A 19,982-nucleotide genomic window follows, 5' to 3' on the forward strand; every position below is an offset into this window, starting at 1 on the left:
AACACCCGCAACATCCGATGGAACCCACCGAGGAGCACCGCCCCGTGTACGACGTGATCGACCGCCTCGCCGGAGACCTGCCCCGGGTGACCGGGCTGCGCGCCCTGCGGCCCCGCCTGGTCGAACTCCAGCAGCGCGCGCACGGGGTGCTGTTCGACGACCCGCACCCCGACCTCGTCGCGGGAGCGCTCGCGGTGGCGGCCGAGCACCGTGCCCCGGCCGCCGTGGCGCACTACACCGCCCTGCTCGGCGACGACTCCCTGGCCCGCGCCATCACCGAAGGAGCGGACGTCGACGGCCGCACCGGCGCCGCCGTGGCCCACGCCCGGCTGCTCACCCGTACGCCCTCCGCCGCCTCGCGCGAGGACATCGAGGCGCTGTACGGGGCCGGGTTCACCGACGCCGCCGTCGTGACGTTCTCCCAGGCGGTGGCCTTCGTCAACCAGCAGCTCCAGCTCGCCGCCGGACTGCGGCTGCTGGCCGGCGGCGAGCCCGCCACCGGACTGATCCCCACGGTCGACGGCGGCAGGGAGTTCACCCTGGACGTGCTGACCTGGCACCCGTTCGTCCGGCCGATCCCGAAGGACGAGCTGAGCGAGGAGCACCGGCGGGCGCTGCGCGGCAAGAAGGCCGACACCCCGTACTTCCGCACCCTCGGCCACGATCTCGCCGTCCTCGCCGAGCGCACCGCGATCGACCTGGCCGCGTTCACCTCCGAGGGCGGACTGCCGCGCGCCGAGCGGGAGTTGGCCGCCACCGCCGTCTCGATGCACAACGGCTGCGTCTACTGCGCGTCCGTGCACGCCCGGCTCGCCGCCCGCAACGGCCTGGGGGAGGGGCCCGTGCGCCGGCTGCTCGCCCATGGCTCCCGGGCCGTGACCGGACGCCGCCCGAACCTGGTCGCCCGGTTCGCCGCCGGGCTGGCCCCGGTCCCGGCCACGGCCACCGGCGGAGACGTCACCGACCTGCGCGCGGCCGGCCTCACGGACCTGGAACTGGTCGACCTGGTGCACTGCGCCGCCTTCTTCGCCTGGGCCAACCGCCTGATGCTCAGCCTGGGCAGCCACCGGGAGCCCGCCGCATGACCCGGCGACCGGCTGCCCACCGCCCCCACAGCTCCCACTGGGGCACCTTCCACGCCGCGTACGACCCCGCCGCGCCCGCCGGGCACCCCCGCCTCGACGTGGTCCCCGATCCCGCCGACCCCGAGCCCTCGAAGCTGCTGGGCAACCTCCCCGGCTTCGACCGGGCCCGCGTCGACCGCCCCTACGTACGGCGCGGCTGGCTGGAGAACGGCCCCGGACCCGATCCGGCCCGGGGCGCGGACCAGTTCGTCCCCGTCACCTGGGAGGAGGTCGTGCCGCTGCTCGCCCGCGAACTGGACCGGGTCCGCACCGAGCACGGCAACAGCGCCATCTTCGGCGGCTCCTACGGCTGGGGGAGTGCCGGCCGTTTCCACCACGCCCAGAGCCAGATCCACCGCTTCCTCAACTGCCTCGGCGGCTACACCCGCAGCGTCAACACCTACAGCCTGGGCGCCTCCCGCAACCTGCTGCGGCACGTACTGGGCGACGAGGCCGTCCTCACCGAGCCCACCACGCTCCCCGTCCTCGCCGAGCACACCGGCCTGTTCGTCTGCTTCGGCGGCATGCCCGCCAAGAACATGCAGGTGAACGCAGGCGGGGTGAGCCGTCACGACAGCGCGGCGCAGCTGCGTGCCGCCCGCGCCCGGGGTGCCCGGTTCGTCCTCGTCTCACCCCTGCGGGACGACCTCGCCGAGGACCTGGACGCGGAGTGGCTGGCGCCCGTACCCGGCACCGACACCGCGCTCATGCTGGCCCTCGCCCACGTCCTGATCACCGAGGACCTCTGCGACGAGGACTTCCTCGCCCGCTGCGTCACCGGTCACGAGGTCTTCCGGGACTACGTGCTGGGCCGCCGCGACGGGGTGGCGAAGACCCCTAAGTGGGCCGCCGCGGTCTGTGGCATCCCCGCCGCCCGGATCGCCTCCCTCGCCCGCGAGATGGCCGCCCACCGCACCATGGTCTCGGTCGCCTGGTCCCTGCAGCGGGCACGGCGCGGTGAGCAGCCGCTGTGGGCCGGGATCGCGCTGGCCGCGCTGCTCGGCCAGATCGGGCTGCCCGGCGGCGGCTTCGGCCACGGCTACGGCGCCACCGCGGGCACCGGCGCCGGACTGCTGCCGTACAAGCTGCCCACCCTCCCGCAGGGCACCAACCCGGTGCCGGACTTCATCCCCGTCGCCCGCATCGCCGAGCTGCTGCTGCACCCCGGACAGGAGTACGAGTACGACGGGCGGCGGCTCACCCACCCCGACATCCGCCTGGTGTACTGGGCGGGCGGCAACCCCTTCCACCACCACCAGGACCTGGGCCGGCTGCGCCGCGCCTTCACCCGGCCCGACACCGTCGTGGTGCACGAGCCGTACTGGACGGCGACCGCCCGCCACGCCGACGTCGTGCTGCCGGTCACCACCACCCTGGAGCGCGAGGACATCGGGGCCGCCCGCCAGGACCCGGTGCTCCTCGCGATGCACCGGATCGCGGAGCCGGTGGGCGAGTCCCGCGACGACTACGACGTCTTCGCCGCGCTCGCCGCCGAGCTGGGCGTGGAGCACACCTTCACCGAGGGCCGCACGGCCCGCCAGTGGCTGGAGCACCTCTACACGGGGTGGCGGGCCGGACTGCCCGGGGAACACCGCCCCGGGCAGGACTTCGCCGCCTTCTGGCAGGCGGGCCGCATCCCCCTGCACGGCCTGCGCACCCACCACGTCCTCTACGAGGGGTTCCGCGCCGACCCCGACGGGCACCCGCTGCCCACGCCCAGCGGCCGCGTCGAGCTGTTCTCCTCCGTCGTCGACGGCTACGGCTACGACGACTGCCCCGGCCACCCGGCCTGGCTGCCCCCGGAGGACGACGAGGAGCGGGCCGCGTACCCCCTCCACCTGATCGCCAACAACCCGGCCACCCGGCTGCACAGCCAGCTCGACCAGGGACCGGTGAGCGCCGCGTCCAAGTCCGCCGGGCGGGAACCGGTACGGGTGCACCCCGCGGACGCGGCGGCCCACGGCGTCGGCGAGGGCGACGTGGTGCGGCTGCGCAGCGCGGTCGGCTCCTGCCTCGCGGCGGTCGTCCTCAGCGACGCCGTGCGCCCCGGCGTGGTGCAGCTGTCCACCGGCGCCTGGTTCGATCCGTCGGCACCGGAGACCGCCACCTGCGTGCACGGCAACCCCAACGCCCTCACCCACGACACCGGCACCTCCCGCCTGTCGCACGGCTGCACGGGCCAGCTGACCCGGGTGGCACTGGAGCCGTACACCGGGCCGCTGCCCCCGGTGCGGGCGTACGAGCCTCCGGCCGGCATCCGCGGAAAGCGATAGGCGGGCACCCGCCGGAAGACGCCGGAAGCGGCCTCGGGACGGAACAGCCGTTGGCGCCAAGCGCATGATCTTGAACGCGAAGCGGGCCCCGTTGTGCTGCCGGGGCCCGCTCCGCGCTGGTGGATGGTCAGTTGCAGCAGTCGCAGCCGGGGCGGCAGCCGCACGCGTCCGCCTTGGCGTCGGCGGAGGAGGTCGCTGCGGCGGTGGGCGCGCAGCAGCCCTTGCCCCGCCAGGCGTCGTGGCCCTCCTTGACGGCGATGGCGGCGATGACGAGGGCGGCGACGGGGTCGGCCCAGGACCAGCCGAGGGTGGCGTTGAGGACCAGGCCGAGCAGGAGAACGGCGGAGAGGTAGGTGCACAGCAGGGTCTGCTTGGAGTCCGCCACTGCCGAGGCCGACCCGAGTTCGCGGCCCGCGCGGCGCTGGGCGGCGGACAGGAACGGCATGACCGCGAGCGACAGGGCGGCAACGGCGATGCCGGGGACCGACCGCTCCGCCTCTCCGGTGCCGGCCAGCGCGCGGACGGCGTCGACGGCGACGTAGGCGGCGAGCGCGAAGAAGGAGACGGCGATGATCCGCAGGGTGCGCTGCTCGCGTGCTTCGCGGACGGCGTGGTCGGAGGCGGAGAACTGCCAGGCGAGGGCGGCGGCGGAGGAGACCTCGATGACGGAGTCGAGGCCGAAGCCGATCAGGGCGGTGGAGGAGGCGAGGGTGCCCGCGGTGAGGGCGACGGCCGCCTCGATGGCGTTGTAGGTGATCGTGGCCGCGGCCAGCAGCCGTATCCGGCGGGTGAGCGCGTCGCGGCGGGCGGGGGAGGGAGCGGGGGATGTCGATATCCCGGCGGCCATCAGCAGCAGCCCTTCTCGCCGGCGTCCGGGCAGGTCCGGTCGGTCTCGACGGCGACCACGGCGGTGCGCAGGTCGTCCAGGGCGCGGCCGAGGCGTTCGTCGGCGAGCTCGTAGCGGGTGCGACGGCCGTCGGGCACGGTGACGACCAGGCCGCAGTCGCGCAGGCATGCCAGGTGGTTGGAGAGCCGGGTCCGCGAGATGCCGAGCGCGTCGGCGAGGTCGGCGGGGTAGGCGGGGGCGTCGCGCAGGGCGAGCAGGATGCGGCAGCGGATCGGGTCGGCGAGCGCGCGGCCGAACCGGGCCAGCACCTCGATGTCGGAGGCAACAGTCAGCACCCCCCGAAAGTACACGCAAACTTGAATTCAGGAAACCGTGGATCGTTGATGGGGCCTCCTGCAGGAATCACCGCCTTGACCTTCGAGCCGAGTCGAGGGTGCACCGTCGATGCTGTGAGCACGGTGCGGATCCTCCAGCCGGCCGAGCGCTCCGGCGTTCCGGCCACCACGTTGCGGCTTCACGAGAGCGCCGGGCCGTTGCCTGCCGACCGGTCCCCGGCCGGCTACCGGCTCCACGGCGGGGACGCCGTGGAGCGCCTGGCGTTCACCGGCGCGGCCAAGCACCTCGGGCTGCCGCTGGAGGAGGTCGCGGAGCTGCTGGCGGTGCGGGAGACCGGCGCGTGCGCGGAGGTGGAGGCCGACGGCGGTGCTCGGCGCGGTCCGCCAGGCGCCCGGCGCCGATGTCGCCGCGGATCCCCCAGGGGCGGCTGGCAGTCGGCGTGCTGGGCCGGCCGACCATGATCGTTCCTCACCGGTGACCGCTGTGCCGATGGTCCCCGAGGCCGGGAAGCGCCGGAAGCGATAAAAGTCCCGGCTGAGCCTACGAATGCGCCCGATCGGGCGGTCTTGGTGCATGGGCGCATTCACGCTTCCCGGCGTGCTGCCTCGCGCGGTTTGCGCATCCTTTGTGCGAGACCTGTGACGTGGGGGAATGGCCGCGTATCGCAAGATCCGTAAGTGCGGTGGAGCACGGGCCGTGACCGGCCGTCCCCCGCCCTTTCCAGGTGAAGGACGGGCAGCCCATGAGCGCGCAAGCCGACATGACGGAGCCGGGAGCGGGCCGGGACGAACCCGTCGCGGTCGTGGGGGCGGCCTGCCGGTTCCCGGGCCGGGCCGATTCCCTCACCTCGTTGTGGCGGCTGCTCATGGCGCGCCGGGACACCGCGCGGGAGGTCCCCGCGGAACGGTGGGAACAGGCGGAACTGGCCGGCCTGCCGGACCGGGTGGCGGACCGGCTGCGGTACGGCTGCTTCCTGGACGAGGACGTGTACGCCTACGAGCCGGAGTTCTTCGGGATCAACGCGCAGGAAGCGCCCTGGGTCGACCCGGAGCACAGGCTGCTGTCCGAAGTGGTGTGGGAGGCGATCGAACACGCCGGCATCCCGGCCCGGCGGCTGTCGGGCACCTCGACGGGCATGTTCTTCGGCATCTACCAGAAGGACTACATGCTGCGGGTGCAGCGGCCGCTGGAAGAGGTCGACGCCTACGCCATGTACACCGGTTTCGACAGCATCGGTCCCGGCCGCGTGGGCTTCCTGCTGGACCTGAGAGGGCCTCAGGTGGTCGTCGAGAGCGCCTGCGCCTCCGGTCTCGTCGCCGTGCACACCGCCTGCCAGAGCCTGCGGACCGGCGAGTCGGACGTCGCGCTGGCCGGGGCCACCATGCTGACCCTGGGCCCGGAGGGGGTCACCGCGCCCGCACTGTGGGGCGTGTTCTCGCCGACCGGCCGCTGCCACGCCTTCGACGCCGCCGCCGACGGCTACGTACGCGGCGAGGGCTGCGGGGTCGTCGTGCTCAAGCGGCTGGCGGACGCGGTACGCGCGGGTGACCGTGTCCTCGCGGTACTGCGCGGCACGGCCGTCAACCAGAACGGCCGGGGCACGCGGCTGAGCGCCCCCTCGGAGCCCGCGCAGATCGACCTCTACCGGCTGGCGCTGCAGCGTGCGGGCGTCGAGGCGGGCGACGTCGGCATGGTGGAGGCGCACGGCCCGGGCACGGCGGTGGGCGACCCCATCGAGTTCGGCGCGGTGGCCGCCGTGTACGGCAAGGGACGCGACCGGTGCGCGCTCGGCTCGGTGAAGACGAACATCGGCCACACCGAACCCGTGTCGGGCGTCGCCGGTCTGCTGAAGGCCATCGCGTCCCTGCGCCACGGCCTGGTGCCCGCGAGCCTGCACTTCCGCGACTGGAACCCGCAGATCGACGCCGGCGGCACCCGGCTGTTCGTGCCCACCGACACCACCGAGTGGCCGGTGCGGGACGGCGTCCGGCTGGCCGCCGTCTCCTCCTTCGGCATCAGCGGCACCAACACCCACGTCGTGCTGGAACAGCCCCCCGCGCCCCGTCCCGCCCGGCACGCCGCCCGTCCGCTCCTGCCCGGCCAGTCCGGCGGGCCCGATGCCCCCGGCGGGCCCGGCCGCGTCCGGGAGGACGGGACACCGCGCGTGTTCCCGCTGTCCGCCGGTACCCCCGTCGCCCTGCGCTCCGCGGCCGGCCGCCTGGCGGAGTGGCTGCGCGGGGAGGGGGCCGGAACCCCGCTGGACGACGTGGCGCACACGCTGGCCGTGCGCCGGTCGCCCGCCCGGGAACGGGCCGCCGTCGTCGCCGCCGGCCGCACGGAACTCGTGGCCCGGCTGGAGGAACTGGCGGCCGGGACCGTGCCGCCGGCCGGGGTGGCGACCGGCAGGGCGGTGCCGGATGCCGGGCAGGGCGTGGTGTGGGTCTTCGCGGGCCACGGCTCGCAGTGGGCGGGCATGTGCCACGGACTGCTCGACCGCGACCCGGAGTTCACCCGCGTCATCGACGCGCTCGAACCACTGGTCGCCGAGGAGTCCGGCTTCTCCCTCCGGGAGACCCTGCACCGGCCCGAGGTGGTCGCCGGGTTCGACCGCGTACAGCCGGTGATCTTCGCCGTCCAGCTGGGTCTCGCGGCCATGTGGCGGTCCCACGGCGTCGAGCCCGCCGCCGTGATCGGCCACTCCATGGGCGAGGTCGCCGCCGCGGTCGCGGCCGGCGGGCTGAGCCTGAGGGACGGCGTACGGGTCATCTGCCGGCGGTCGCGCCTGATCCTGCGCACCGCCGGGCGCGGCCTGATGGCCTCCGTCGCCCTGGGCCGGGACGAGGTCGAACGGCTGCTGGCGGAGCAGGAGGTGCGGGGGGTGACCGTCGCGGTCGTCGCGTCCCCGGAGAACACCGTCGTCGGCGGCGACGCCGACCGCGTCCGCCGGCTCGCCGAGGAGTGGGACGCGCGCGGCATCGGCATCCGCGTGATCGAGGTGGACGTCGCCTCCCACACCGCCCACATGGACACCGTCCTGCCCGACCTCGCCGACGCGCTCGCCGACGTCACCGGCAGGACACCGGAAACGGCCTTCTACAGCACCGTCACCGACGACCCGCGCGACCGCGCCGCCTTCGACGCCGCCTACTGGTCGGACAACCTGCGCCGGACGGTGTGCCTCACCGACGCGGTACGGGCCGCGGCCGAGGACGGACACCGGATGTTCGTGGAGATCGGCCCGCACCCGGTGCTGTCCCAGCCGGTCCAGGCCACGCTCGCCGCGCACGGCCACACCGGCACCGTGGTCGTGCCCTCCCTGCTGCGCGACACCGACGACGCGCTGGCGTTCCACACCCACGTGGCGGCGCTGCACTGCGCGGGCCACCCGCTGGACTGGGCCGACCGCCACGCCGACGGCACCCTGGCCGACGTACCGCCGACCACCTGGGAACGCACGCGGTACGTCGTCGATCCGTCCCCCCTGCGCCGGCCGGCCGGGGCCCGCTCCGCCCCCGCCTCCCACCCGCTCACCGGACCGCGCACCGCGGACCCCGACGACGACGGGCGGCACCTGTGGCAGACCGGCATCACGCCCACGACGCTGCCCTGGCTGGCCGGGCACCGGGTCGACGACGTCGTCGTGGTGCCCGGCGCCGCCCTGTGCGAGATGGCCGTCGCGGCCGCCGCCGACCTGTACGGCACGGGCCCGGAACGCCTGCGCGTCACCGGCGTCGACCTGGCCCGGCTGCTGCTGCCGGCCCCCGGGGGCACGCCCGTCACCGCCACCGCCGAGGCGACCGGCCCGGACACCGCCCGCTGGCGGGTGGTGAGCACGGCCCCCGACGGCACCCGCGTCCGGCACGCACAGGCGTACCTGCACAGGACGCCCGAGGAGGAGACCCTCCCGGAACACGGCGACCCGCAGGCCCTGCTCGCGCGGTTCCCGTACGCCGTGGACGCGTCGGAGATCTACCGTCAGATGCGCGAGGAGCGCGGCGTCCACCACGGCCCGCCCTTCCTCGGCCTGCGGTCCCTCTTCACGGACACGGCGCCGGAGGAGCCCGCCCAGGGTGTCGGCAGCCGCCTCCTGGCGCGCGTCCGGGTACCCGACGAGGGACGGGCCGGCGTCCAGGCGCTGCACTGCCACCCCGTCGCCCTGGACACGTGCCTCCAGGCCGTCGCGGGCGCCGTGCTGCGCACGGACTCCGTGCCCGCCGGGGGCATCCTGCCGCGGCGCATCGAGGGCCTGCGGCTGTACGGAACGGTCCCGCTGAGCGGATACTGCCTGGTCACCCTCACGCACGCGGACGGCTGCCGGTACACGGCGGACTTCCGCCTGTGGGCCGACGACGGGGCGGTGGTCGCGGACGCCACCGGGGTGGAGTTCCACCACGTGCCCGCGGAGAGCGCCGAGGAGCGCTTCGCCCGCCGTCTGCTCGGGACGTCCTGGGAACCCTGCGAGCGGCCCGCGCCGGAGGCGGCGGCCGGAGCCTGGACCGTACTGGCGGAACCCGGGCGCGAGGCGTACGGATCCGCGCTGGCCGAGGCCCTGGCGGAACAGGGCGCCGCGGTGGACGTCCGCACCCTCGCCCCGGACGCGACCCCGGAGGACACCCCCGTACCGCCGCCGTCCGCGCCCGGCGCACCCGCGCCGCGAGCCGTGGTCTACCTGCCGGCCCCCTGCACGGCGCCCGGAGCCGCGTCGCCCGACCTCCAGGCACGGGACCAGGTCGCCCGCCTCGTGGGAACGGCCCGCCGGCTGGCGGAGGAGGGCGGCGCGGCGGCACCGCGCCTGTGGACCGTCACCGGCGCGGCCCAGCAGGTCCTGCCGGGGGACCAGCCGGACCTGGGCCAGGCGGGCCTGCGCGGCCTGGTACGGGTCCTGAGCTACGAACACCCCGAACTGCGTCCCGGCGTCCTCGACGTCGACGCGCACACCCCGGTCCGGGACGTCGCCGCCGAACTGCTGGCCTGCCCCGACGAGCAGGACGAGGTCGCCTACCGGCGCGGCGCGCGCCACCTGGCCCGGCTGCGCAACGCCCCGCTCCAGGAGCACGAACGCCGCCACGCCACCGTGGACCGCGGCCAGGACCGCGTGGCCCTGCACCTCGCGCGCCCCGGCGACCCGGACTCCCTCGAGTTCACCGCCCAGTCGCGCCGCCGCCCCCGGGCGGGCGAGATCGAGGTCCGGCTCGACGCCACCAGCGTCAACTTCATCAACGTGCTCCAGGTCATGGGCGTCTACCAGGGCTTCAGCACGGGCGAGGAGCACCCGGAGGTCTCCGCGTTCGACGGCGCGGGCGTCGTCACCGCCGTCGGGGAGGGGGTGCGGGGCGTCCGTGAGGGCGACCGGGTGGCCGCGATGTTCGTGGACGGGGACCGCTCCGCCGTCATGGCCTCCTTCGCGACCGTCCGCGCCGACTGCGTCCTGCCGGTCCCCGACGCGCTGAGCGCCACGGACGCCGCCGGACTGCCGTGCGCCTACCTGACCGCCTGGTACGCCCTGCGGTACCTGGCCCGGCTGCGGCCGGGGGAGCAGGTGCTCGTCCACTCGGCGAGCGGCGGCACCGGTCTGGCCGCGCTGAACCTCGCCCGGGCCTGCGGCGCGGACGTCCTGGCCACCGCGGGCAGCGAGACCAAGCGGGCCTACCTGCGCTCGCTGGGCGTCCGCCACGTCATGGACTCGCGCACCCTGGACTTCGCCGGGCAGGTGCGCGAACTCACCGAGGGCCGCGGCGTCGACGTCGTGCTCAACTCCCTCACGGGTCCGGCCCAGTCCGCGAGCCTCGACCTGCTGGCGCACCGGGGCCGGTTCGTCGAGCTCGGCAAGCGGGACATCCACGCGGGCACCCGCCTGGGTCTGCTGCCCTTCCGCCGCAACGTCACGTTCACCGGCGTCGACGTACTGATGCTGATGCGGCGGGAGCCGTCCCTGCTCGCCGAGGGCTACCGCGAACTGACCCGCATGTTCGCGGACGGCACCCTGCCGCTGCTGCCCGTCACCGAACACCCCGTCGCCGAGGCGCCGTCGGTCTTCCACACCATGGCCGCCGCCCGGCACACGGGCAAACTCGTCCTCACCTGGCCGACCGAGGGCACCGCCGGCCTGCCCGTGCGGCCCGAGGACGTCACGGCCGTCCGGCCCGACGGCAGCTACCTGGTCACCGGAGGGCTCGGCGGCCTCGGTCTCCTCGTCGCCCGGTGGCTGGCCGAACGGGGCGCGGGAAGCGTGGTGCTCGCCTCCCGCACCGCGCCCACCGCCGCCGCCCGTACCGCGCTCACCGCCTTCTCCGGCACCCGCGTGAAGATCGTCAACGGCGACGTCGCGGAACCCGGCACGGCGGACGCCCTGGTGCGCGCCGCCCGGGCCAGCGGCCACCCGCTGCGCGGCATCGTGCACGCCGCGGCGGTCGTCGAGGACGCCACCGTCGCCTCTCTCTCGCCCGACCTCCTGGAGCGGGTCTGGCGCCCCAAGGCGACCGGCGCCTGGCTGCTGCACCAGGCCGTCGAAGCCGCGGGCGATGCCGGCCCGGAGCTGGACTGGTGGGTCACCTTCTCCTCCGCCGCCTCCCTGCTGGGCAACCCGGGGCAGGGCGCGTACGCGGCCGCCAACGCCTGGCTGGACGAGTTCACCTCCTGGCGCCGCGCCCAGGGGCTGCCGGCCACCTGCGTCAACTGGGGGCCGTGGGCGCAGGCCGGCCGCGGCACCGTGATGGCGGAGCGCGGCTACGCGATGATCGCGCCCGAGGAGGGCATCGCCGCCCTGGAGCGCATCCTCGCCCACGGCCGCGACCGCACCGCCTACACCCCCGTGGACCTGCCGCGGTGGCTGGACTCCTACCCCGCCACCGCCCGTACCGCCTTCTTCGCCGGGCTGGCCGCTCCGGCGGCGGGCGCGGACCCCAGCGACACCCGCAGTGCGCTGCTGGAGTCGCTGCGACGGACGGACGAACCCGAGCGGCGCCGGCAGATCCTGCGGGACGGGGTCGTCGCGCACGTCTCGGCGGTCCTGCGGCTGGGCACCGACCGCTTCGACGCCGACACGTCCCTGGTCACCCTCGGCCTGGACTCCCTCCTGGCCATCGCCCTGCGCAACCGTCTGCAGCGCGAACTGGGCCTGGACATCCCCACCACGGTGATGTGGACCCACCCGACGGCCGCCGCCCTCACCCGCTACCTGCTGGCCCGCCTCCACCCCGACCGGGACCGGGGCGACGCGCACGCCGGGCCGGAGCCCGCCGTCACCGTGCCGGCCGCCGGCAGCTGACCGACCCCGTCCACCCCCGAACCGACCTCAGGTGACCACCGCATGCCAGCGCCTCCCGCTCCCGCCCCCGCCTCCTCCCGTCCTTCCCCCACCTCCCGGACCTGGGACGTCACCGTCGTCGGTGCCGGTCCGGCCGGCACCACCGCGGCCCGCGTCGCCGCCGAGCACGGCTGCGACACGCTGCTGCTGGAACGTGCCGCCATCCCCCGCTACAAGACCTGCGGCGGCGGCCTCATCGGAGCGTCCCTCGCGGCCCTGCCGCCCGGCCTGCCCCTGAACGTCAGGGACACGGCACGCGCGTTCACCTTCAGCCTGGGCGGCCGCAGGGAGCGGACCCGGATCAGCGCGTCCCCGACCTGCGCCATGGTGTTCCGCAGCGAACTCGACGCGGCGCTCACCGAGGCCGCGGCCGCCGCGGGCGCCACGGTCCACGACGAGACCGCGCTGACCGGGCTGGACCAGCGGGACGGCACCGTCACCCTGCGCACCAACCGCGGCGAGAGCCTCCGCACCCGGGTCCTGATCGGCGCCGACGGCAGCGCCGGCCGGGTCGCCCGGTACGTCGGGGTGCAGTGCGCCCAGGTCGACCTGGCCCTGGAGGCGGAGGTGCCCGTGGACGACCGGACGGCCGAGCGCTGGCGGGGCCGCGCCCTGATGGAGTGGGGGCCGCTGCCGGGCTCCTTCGGCTGGGTGTTCCCCAAGGGGGACGTCTGCACGGCCGGCGTGGTGGCCGCCCGGGGCAACCCCGCCGCCCTGCGCGCCTACAAGGAGGACTTCCTGCGCCGCCACGGCCTGCTCTCCGCCCACCCCCTGCACGACACCGGCCACCTGACCCGCTGCCGCCGCCCCGGCTCCCCGCTGTCCCGCGGGCGCGTCCTGGTGGCCGGGGACGCCGCGGCCCTGGTCGACCACTGGTCCCGGGAGGGGATCTCGTACGCCCTGCGCTCGGGCGCGCTCGCGGGCCGGGCGGCCGCCGGTGTCGTCTCCGCCGCCGGCGAGGCGGAGGCGGAGACCGTCACCCGCCACTACGGGCAGCGGATCGACGACGTGCTCGGCGCCGAGATGAGAGCCAGCGCCACCCTGATGAACCTGTTCGCCCGGACCCCGTCCCTCGTCCACACCGCCCTGACCCGCCTGCCCCCGGTCTGGCGGCACCTCGACGCCTACATCTCCGGCCGTTCCAGCGTCGCCGGCATCATGGCCACCCCCTTGGCCCGCACCGCCGCGGCCCTCGGAGCAGCGCTGCCCGCCCGGTCGGCACAGGGCGCCCGGTGACCGGAGCGTCACCTCAAGCACACCGTCGCGTCACACTCTTGACAGGGTCACGATCACCGCTTGTATGGTCTAGTCCATAGAACTCACCGTTCCGTTCCGACAGTTGCCCCCCACGGGTGAGCAGGGCTTCCCTGCGTACCTTCCGGCACGGACGGTGGGAGCGCGTCACCTTCGCGCCTCTCTTGGCCCCACCCACGAGAGGCCGGTCCGTCGCGCGCGGTCCCCCACACGGCCGTGCGTGCCCGGGCAGGCCTGATGTGAAGGAGTTCCGCATGCACGCCAGCAGGAAGGCCGCTGCCCTCATGGGCGCCGCCCTCGCCCCCGTCATCGCCGTGAGCCTCCCCGCGGGTTCGGCGAGCGCCCACGGGTACATATCCGACCCGCCCAGCCGCCAGGCGCAGTGCGCCGCGCGAACGGTGTCCTGCGGGGACATCACCTACGAGCCGCAGAGCGTCGAGGGCCCCAAGGGCCTGACCGGCTGCAGCGGCGGCAACAGCCGCTTCTCCGACCTGGACGACGACAGCAGGGGCTGGACCGTCACCCCGGTGCAGAAGAACACCACGTTCTCCTGGAAGCTCACCGCGCGCCACTCCACCAGCACCTGGGAGTACTACGCCGGAGGACAGCGGATCGCCGTGTTCGACGACGGCGGAGCCCAGCCGGGCGAGGTGGTGAACCACCCGGTCGACTTCGGCGGCCTCACGGGCCGGCAGAAGGTGCTGGCCGTCTGGAACGTGGCCGACACCGGCAACGCCTTCTACGCCTGCATCGACGTCAACGTCGGCGGCTGACGAACCACCCGTGGCCGGTCCCTCGCGGGACCGGCCCGTCCGGGCCGGGCCCGGCTGCCCGGCCGTACTCCGGCGCGGGCACGCGGCGTCCCCACTCAACTCCCGCCGCCGCCCGCGTCGTTCCTCCCCCCACACTCACATCCCAGGAGCCGACACCGTGCACCGCCGCATACTCGGGCTGCTGACCGCCACCGGCGCGGCCGCCGCCCTCTGCACCCTGACGTTCGCCCCGACGGCCTCCGCCGAGAAGGTGTCCGGGGACACCGCCGCCGCCGAGTTCGTCGTCAGCGAGGCGCAGTTCGACGAGATGTTCCCGAACCGGAACTCGTTCTACACGTACGGCGGCCTCACCGCCGCGCTCGACGCCTACCCCGGCTTCGGCGACACCGGCAGCGACACGGTGAAGAAGCAGGAGGCCGCCGCCTTCCTCGCCAACGTCAGCCACGAGACCGGCGGGCTGCAGTACGTGGTGGAGCAGAACACCGCCAACTACCCGCACTACTGCGACACCACCCAGCCCTACGGCTGCCCGGCCGGCGACGACAAGTACTACGGCCGCGGCCCCGTCCAGCTCAGCTGGAACTTCAACTACAAGGCCGCGGGCGACGCGCTGGGCATCGACCTGCTGGGCAACCCCGACCTCGTGCAGAACGACGCGTCCGTGGCCTGGAAGACGGGCCTGTGGTACTGGAACACCCAGAGCGGTCCCGGCACCATGACGCCGCACGACGCCATCGTCGACGGCGCCGGTTTCGGCGAGACGATCCGCGCCATCAACGGCACCCTGGAGTGCGACGGCGGCAACCCGGCGCAGGTCCAGAGCCGGATCGACAACTACCAGCGCTTCACCCGGCTCCTCGGCGTCGAGCCCGGCGGCAACCTCGGTTGCTGACCTCCCAGCCGTACGATCGCGGGGCCGTCCAGGGGACGGCCCCGCAGTCGCGTGGACGGCCCCGTGGCCGCGTTCAGAACTCGAACGCGACCACGGGGCCGTACCGGTGCCGCCGGCCGTCAGCCGCCGCTCGTCGTCACCGTCACCTCGTCGACCACCAGCTGCTGCGGGAAGGCCGTCGAGCCGTCGGGGTCGCCCGGCCAGTAGCCGCCGACCGCGAGGTTGAGGATGAGGAAGAACGGCTTGTCGAACACCCACGGGTTGCCGTTCAGATCGGCTGGGGTGCGCGTCTGGAAGACCTCGCCGTCCACGGACCAGGAGATCTTTCCGGGCTCCCAGTCCACCGCGAACGTGTGGAAGCCGTCCGCGAACGCCTGCCCGTCCGGCAGCGTGTAGCCGGCGCCGATGCCGCCCTCGCCGGAGTAGCCGGGCCCGTGCAGGGTGCCGTGGACCGTGGAGGGCTCGTGACCGACGTTCTCCATGACGTCGATCTCACCGGAGTCCGGCCAGCCGACCTCGCCGAAGTCCTGGCCGAGCATCCAGAAGGCGGGCCAGACGCCCTGTCCGCGGGGGAGCTTCATCCGGGCCTCGACGTGCCCGTACGTGGCGGCGAACCGGCCCGAGGTGTTCAGCCGGGCGGAGGTGTACTCGCACGTCCCGTACCAGCACTGGTGGCCGGCCGGGTTCTCGCGGCGGGCCTCGATCACCAGGTTGCCCCGGCCGTCCAGCTGCGCGTTGCCGGTGCCGGACGTGTAGTACTGCCGCTCGTGGTTGTTGACGTTGTCACCGGTCTCGAGCTGCCACTTGCCCGGGTCGACGCCGGAACCGGCGGGGCCGTCGAAGGTGTCGGAGAAGGCCACCGCCATCGGTGCCCTCGGTGCGGGTCCGGCGGCCGCGTGGGCGGGGGCCACGGCGGCCGTCGCGACGAGGGACGCGGACAGGACGGTGAAGAGGCATCTGCGGAGCAGGCGCGGGGAGTTCATGACTCTCCCTTTCGTATGGTGCCCCTGTGCAGGGGCGGGCCTACCGAGGTGGGGGGAATGCTTCGCCTCTCGTTCTAAGAATCGAACGAAGCGACTGTCAAGGCTCAGGTCTGGACCAGTGGACCACGCGTGCGCATCCGCCCCGCACGGTCACCGTTCGCCCATACGGCCCCCACACGGTGCTGCCGGGAACACCGCGGCGCTCGCGGAGGTTGTCCCAGCGGCAGAAACGGAGGCCAGAACAGTGCACGGTGAGTACAAGGTGCCCGGCGGCAAGCTCGTCGTCGTGGACGTGGAGGTCGAGGACGGCGTGCTGCGGCACGTGCGCGTGGCGGGGGACTTCTTCCTCGAACCGGACGAGGCGCTGGACGCCGTGAACCGCGCCCTGGAGGGTGCCCCCGCCGACACCGACGCGGCGGGGCTCGCCGCCCGTATCGACGCGGCGCTGCCCGGGGGGACCGTGATGTACGGGCTGACCTCCGAGGGCGTCGGTGTCGCCGTACGCCGGGCCGTGGCGCAGGCCACCGACTGGACCGACTACGAGTGGCAGCTGATCCACGACGCCCCGCAGCCGCCCGCCCTGCACATGGCGCTGGACGAGGTGCTGACGGCCGAGGTGGCCGCGGGACGGCGGCCGCCGACGCTGCGGGTGTGGGAGTGGGGCGCCCCGGCCGTGATCATCGGGAGCTTCCAGTCGCTGCGCAACGAGGTCGACGCCGAGGGCGCCGCCCGGTACGGCATCGAGGTGATGCGCCGGATCTCCGGCGGCGGCGCGATGTTCGTGGAACCCGGCAACACCATCACCTACTCGCTGTCCGTGCCCGAGGCGCTGGTGCAGGGACTCTCCTTCCAGGACAGCTACGCCTACCTGGACGACTGGGTGCTGGGCGCGCTCGGCGACATGGGCATCAAGGCCTGGTACCAGCCGCTGAACGACATCGCCACGGAGGCCGGCAAGATCGCGGGCGCGGCCCAGAAGCGCATGGTCGGGCCGGACGGCGGCCGCGCGGTGCTGCACCACGTGACGATGTCCTACGACATCGACGCCGACAAGATGCTGGAAGTGCTGCGCATCGGCAAGGAGAAGCTGTCCGACAAGGGCACCCGGAGCGCGGGCAAGCGCGTCGACCCGCTGCGCCGGCAGACGGGGCTGGCCCGGGAGGCCGTGATCGACAACATGATCGCCTCGTTCCGGAACCGCTACGGGCTCACCGGGGGCGGGGTCACGGACGAGGAGATGACCCGCGCGCAGGAGCTGATCGAGACGAAGTTCGCCACCCGGGCGTGGACCGCCCGGGTGCCGTGACGGCGGCGCCGCCACCGGCGCCGTTCCCGGCGACCGGATGCCGGTGATCGGAGATCTTCACACTGCTGATCGAGGACGTCACTGGTTGGGATGAACTCCCATCTGGTCGTACTTGCTGCTCACCGGCCTGGGCATGCCATGGGAGCCATACCGTTACGAACCCCGGAGGTTCTCATGCGCCGTCGCATCCTCACCCTTGTGACCGCTCCTCTCCTGGCTGCCCTGTTCGGCCTGGGCGCCGCGACCACCGCGTCCGCGCACGAGCACGGCCCCGGCGGCAACGCGGTCGCCGGGGCCGACGGGCTCGTCGGCCTCAACGTTGCCGCCTTGTCCAACCAGGCTTCTCCGGGCGGCAACGCCGGTATCGACCTGCTGTGAGGCACTGAGGGGACTTCGACGGCCTGCCCGGCCCGCGCACCGCGCGGGCCGGGCAGGCCGTTCGTGTGTCACCTTGTGCCGTCGCAGGGGCGTCAGTCGGCCGTGAACAGCAGGACCGCGTTCTGCCCGCCGAATCCGAAGGAGAAGGTCAGGGCCGCGCCCGTGGAGACCGGACGCGGGCTGCCGGCCACGATGTCGAGCTTGTGGTCCCCGGCCTGGTCCTCGAAGTTCGCCACCGGCGGCACCATTCCGTGGCGGAGCGCGAGAACGGTGTAGGCCGCCTCGATCGCCCCGGCCGCCCCCAGGGAGTGACCGACGACGCCCTTGGGCGCGGTGACGGGCGGGGCGTGGTCACCGAAGATCCGTACGATGGCCGCCGCCTCCAGCGCGTCGTTCCTGGGGGTGGAGGTGCCGTGCGCATTGACGTGACCGATGTCGCGGGGCCGGCATCCGCCGTCCTCGAGGGCGGCGGCGATGGCCTGGAGCACACCGCGGCCCTCGGGGTGCGGGGAGATGGGATGGTGCGCGTCGGCGCTGGCCGCGAAACCGCGCAGCAGGGCCTGCACCTGCGCGCCGCGGGCCCGCGCGGCGGACGGGCGCTCCAGCACCAGGACGGCCGCGCCCTCGCCGAGGACGAAACCGTCGCGCGCGGCGTCGAACGGCCTGCTGGCGAGATGGGGCCGGTCCCGCCGCCGGGACAGGGCCCGCATCCGTGCGAAGGCCGTGGAGATCATGCGGGACCGGGCCGACTCCGCGCCGCCGGTCAGCACGATGTCGCAGACGCCGGAGTGCAGGAGGGCCCGCGCGGTCCCGATCGCCGTCGCGCCCGAGGCGCACGCCGTGGAGATGATGAAGTTCGGGCCCCGCGCGTCGAGGTCGATCGCGACCTCGCCCGCCGCCATGTTGGGAATGCTCCGCGGCACCATCAGCGGGGAGACGCGGTCCGGCCGGCCCGCACCGAGACGGCGGTACTCGGAGTCGTAGGTGACCAGGCTGTTGCCCGTGACGCCCAGCACGACACCGATCCGGTCCTTGCGCCAGGTGAGCGGATCGAGGCCCGCGTCGGCGACCGCCCGCCGCGCGGCGACCACGGCGAAGCGGGTGAAGGGGTCCAGCCGCTCCGCGAGCCGGCCGAGCTCCGCCTCGGCGTCGAAGCCCTCGACCTGGCAGGAAAAGTCGACGGGCAGTCCTTCCAGCAAGGGGTCGGCGGTGGCCGTCGAGCGGCCCCGGCACAGGGTGGCCCAGTTCTCCGCCGTGGTGTGCCCTGCCGGGGTCACCAGGCCGAGACCGGTGACCGCGATGTCAGCCTGCTTCATGGAACACCCTCGCGGCGTCGCCGAGCGTGGAGGACGGGGAGAGGTCCAGGAGGTCGTCGGGCAGGACGATCCCGAAGGTCTCCTCCGCCGCCACCACGAGCTCCATCAGGGCCAGCGAGTCGATGTCGAGATCCTCCAGTGTCGTCGTGGGGGAGAGCTGTTCGGTCGGCATCGAGACTTTCAGGTGGTCGGTCAGCAGGGTGATGAGGTTCTCGGGCAGCGTGGCCTGTTCCGATGGATCCGTCATGCTCATGGTTCCTGTCCTCTCAGGGTTGCGGGCAGCGGTTACCTGCTCGTGTGCTGACGTTCGTAGAGTTCGCGTGCTCGGGCCGCCTGCGCCTGCAGCCGTTCCGCGTGCAGGCCGATGCGCTCCTGGGCCCGTCGGCCGGCCGGGCCCAGTCCGGACGCCGTCAGCACCGCGAGGGTGCGCAGCAGCGGCGCGACGACGTGCTCGTGGTGGATGTCCAGGTTGTAGACGCCGGCCGCCGCGATGCGCGCGGCCCGCGCCCGGAAGCCGCGGATACCGGTCCCCGGCATCGCGAAGTCGCAGAGCACGTCCGCCAGGGCCGTCGTCGCGTCGTCGGGGAAGGCCTGGAGCGCGTCGGCGAACACCTGCCGGTAGAACAGCATGTGCAGGTTCTCGTCGGCGGCGATCCTGGCCATCAGCGACTCGCCCAGCCGGTCGCCGCAGAGCGCGCCGGTGTTGCGGTGGGCCTGCCGGGTCGCCAGTTCCTGGACGGTGGTGTACGCCAAAGTGTGCAGCGGCGTGCGCCAGTTGCCGGGGGACCAGCCGGCCGCCACGTGGCGCATCCGCAGCTCTTCGAGGACGGCGGGGTCCACCGCCCGCCGGGCGTGGAGGAAGGCACGCAGCACCGACGAGTGCCGGTCCTCCTCCGCCGTCCACCGGTGCACCCAGGTGCCCCAGGCGCCGTCCCGCCCGAGCCGCACCGCGATCTCGAAGTGGTAGCTGGGCAGGTTGTCCTCGGTGAGCAGGTTGACGATCAGGGCGTCCTGTACGGCCTGCGGCAGCGCCGACTGCTCCGGCTCCCAGGCGGCACCTCCCAGCGGCCCGTCGAAGTCCCGCGCCTCGCTCCACGGCACGTACTGGTGCGGGAGCCAGTCACGCGCGACTCCCAGGTGCTGGTCCAGCAGCCGTTCCACCGACGGTTCCAGTTCCCGCAACACATTCTCCGG

At 74.1% G+C, this 19,982-nt stretch carries 15 protein-coding genes; 9 read left to right on the forward strand and 6 right to left on the reverse strand.

All coding sequences use genetic code 11. From position 1 onward, the window contains the following. The first annotated feature begins 17 nt into the window (after positions 1-17). Positions 18-1,085: a peroxidase-related enzyme gene (locus IEZ04_RS10810; RefSeq protein ID WP_189216512.1), complete on the forward strand. Its 1,068-nt coding sequence runs from the start codon at positions 18-20 to the stop codon at positions 1,083-1,085. Beyond that, positions 1,082-3,397: a molybdopterin-dependent oxidoreductase gene (locus IEZ04_RS10815; RefSeq protein WP_189216513.1), complete on the forward strand. Its 2,316-nt coding sequence runs from the start codon at positions 1,082-1,084 to the stop codon at positions 3,395-3,397. The genes IEZ04_RS10810 and IEZ04_RS10815 overlap by 4 nt, the downstream gene beginning before the upstream one ends. A 127-nt stretch (positions 3,398-3,524) precedes the next feature. Here IEZ04_RS10815 and IEZ04_RS10820 read toward each other — a convergent pair whose 3' ends face one another. Both IEZ04_RS10820 and IEZ04_RS10825 read right to left on the reverse strand, forming a co-directional pair. Further along, positions 3,525-4,244: a cation efflux transmembrane domain-containing protein gene (locus tag IEZ04_RS10820; RefSeq protein ID WP_189216514.1), complete on the reverse strand. Its 720-nt coding sequence runs from the start codon at positions 4,242-4,244 to the stop codon at positions 3,525-3,527. Next, the gene (locus IEZ04_RS10825) at positions 4,244-4,579 is read right to left on the reverse strand and encodes an ArsR/SmtB family transcription factor (protein ID WP_189216515.1); all 336 of its coding nucleotides are present in this window, start codon (positions 4,577-4,579) and stop codon (positions 4,244-4,246) included. Before IEZ04_RS10825 ends, IEZ04_RS10820 begins: the two co-directional genes overlap by 1 nt. 114 nt (positions 4,580-4,693) lie before the next feature. On the opposite strand from IEZ04_RS10825, the gene IEZ04_RS34700 reads away from it, so the two are divergent. The 5 genes from IEZ04_RS34700 to IEZ04_RS10850 all read left to right on the forward strand — a co-directional run bounded on the left by IEZ04_RS34700 (position 4,694) and on the right by IEZ04_RS10850 (position 14,805). After that, positions 4,694-5,041: a MerR family transcriptional regulator gene (locus tag IEZ04_RS34700; RefSeq protein WP_308429791.1), complete on the forward strand. Its 348-nt coding sequence runs from the start codon at positions 4,694-4,696 to the stop codon at positions 5,039-5,041. Positions 5,042-5,322: 281 nt separating this feature from the next. Then, positions 5,323-11,847 carry a type I polyketide synthase gene (locus IEZ04_RS35585; RefSeq protein WP_189216517.1) on the forward strand — a complete coding sequence of 2,175 codons (6,525 nt, stop codon included), beginning with the start codon at positions 5,323-5,325 and terminating at the stop codon, positions 11,845-11,847. Between the two features lie 42 nt (positions 11,848-11,889). Then, positions 11,890-13,122: a geranylgeranyl reductase family protein gene (locus tag IEZ04_RS10840; protein ID WP_189216518.1), complete on the forward strand. Its 1,233-nt coding sequence runs from the start codon at positions 11,890-11,892 to the stop codon at positions 13,120-13,122. 272 nt (positions 13,123-13,394) lie between these two features. Next, a complete protein-coding gene (locus tag IEZ04_RS10845; protein ID WP_189216519.1) occupies positions 13,395-13,913 on the forward strand; it encodes a lytic polysaccharide monooxygenase auxiliary activity family 9 protein in 519 nt (172 codons plus the stop codon). A gap of 157 nt (positions 13,914-14,070) precedes the next feature. Next, complete coding sequence (locus IEZ04_RS10850) at positions 14,071-14,805, forward strand: chitinase (RefSeq protein ID WP_189216520.1); 735 nt, start codon at positions 14,071-14,073, stop codon at positions 14,803-14,805. A 119-nt stretch (positions 14,806-14,924) separates the two neighbouring features. Here IEZ04_RS10850 and IEZ04_RS10855 read toward each other — a convergent pair whose 3' ends face one another. Beyond that, complete coding sequence (locus IEZ04_RS10855) at positions 14,925-15,788, reverse strand: glycoside hydrolase family 16 protein (RefSeq protein WP_189216521.1); 864 nt, start codon at positions 15,786-15,788, stop codon at positions 14,925-14,927. Positions 15,789-16,032: 244 nt separating this feature from the next. Between IEZ04_RS10855 and lplAB the strand changes: the two genes are divergently transcribed. Then, positions 16,033-17,094 (forward strand): lipoate-protein ligase LplAB, encoded by a 1,062-nt coding sequence (gene lplAB, locus IEZ04_RS10860; RefSeq protein WP_189216522.1) that lies wholly within the window; start codon positions 16,033-16,035, stop codon positions 17,092-17,094. Positions 17,095-17,292: 198 nt separating this feature from the next. Further along, positions 17,293-17,472 carry a hypothetical protein gene (locus tag IEZ04_RS10865; protein WP_189216523.1) on the forward strand — a complete coding sequence of 60 codons (180 nt, stop codon included), beginning with the start codon at positions 17,293-17,295 and terminating at the stop codon, positions 17,470-17,472. Positions 17,473-17,564: 92 nt separating this feature from the next. On the opposite strand, the gene IEZ04_RS10870 is transcribed toward IEZ04_RS10865, so the two are convergent. Genes IEZ04_RS10870 through IEZ04_RS10880 form a run of 3 tightly spaced genes read right to left on the reverse strand, consistent with a single transcriptional unit; the run spans position 17,565 to position 19,973 of the window. Continuing rightward, positions 17,565-18,788, reverse strand: coding sequence for a beta-ketoacyl-[acyl-carrier-protein] synthase family protein (locus tag IEZ04_RS10870; RefSeq protein WP_189216524.1), 1,224 nt, complete (start codon positions 18,786-18,788; stop codon positions 17,565-17,567). Beyond that, positions 18,775-19,035, reverse strand: a complete 261-nt coding sequence (locus IEZ04_RS10875; RefSeq protein ID WP_189216525.1) for an acyl carrier protein — start codon at positions 19,033-19,035, stop codon at positions 18,775-18,777. The genes IEZ04_RS10870 and IEZ04_RS10875 overlap by 14 nt, the downstream gene beginning before the upstream one ends. Positions 19,036-19,073: 38 nt before the next feature. Next, positions 19,074-19,973 carry an acyl-ACP desaturase gene (locus IEZ04_RS10880; RefSeq protein ID WP_229820977.1) on the reverse strand — a complete coding sequence of 300 codons (900 nt, stop codon included), beginning with the start codon at positions 19,971-19,973 and terminating at the stop codon, positions 19,074-19,076. Positions 19,974-19,982: the final 9 nt, after the last annotated feature.

This window comes from Streptomyces ruber (assembly GCF_014648075.1).
Classification (GTDB): Bacteria; Actinomycetota; Actinomycetes; order Streptomycetales; family Streptomycetaceae; genus Streptomyces; species Streptomyces ruber.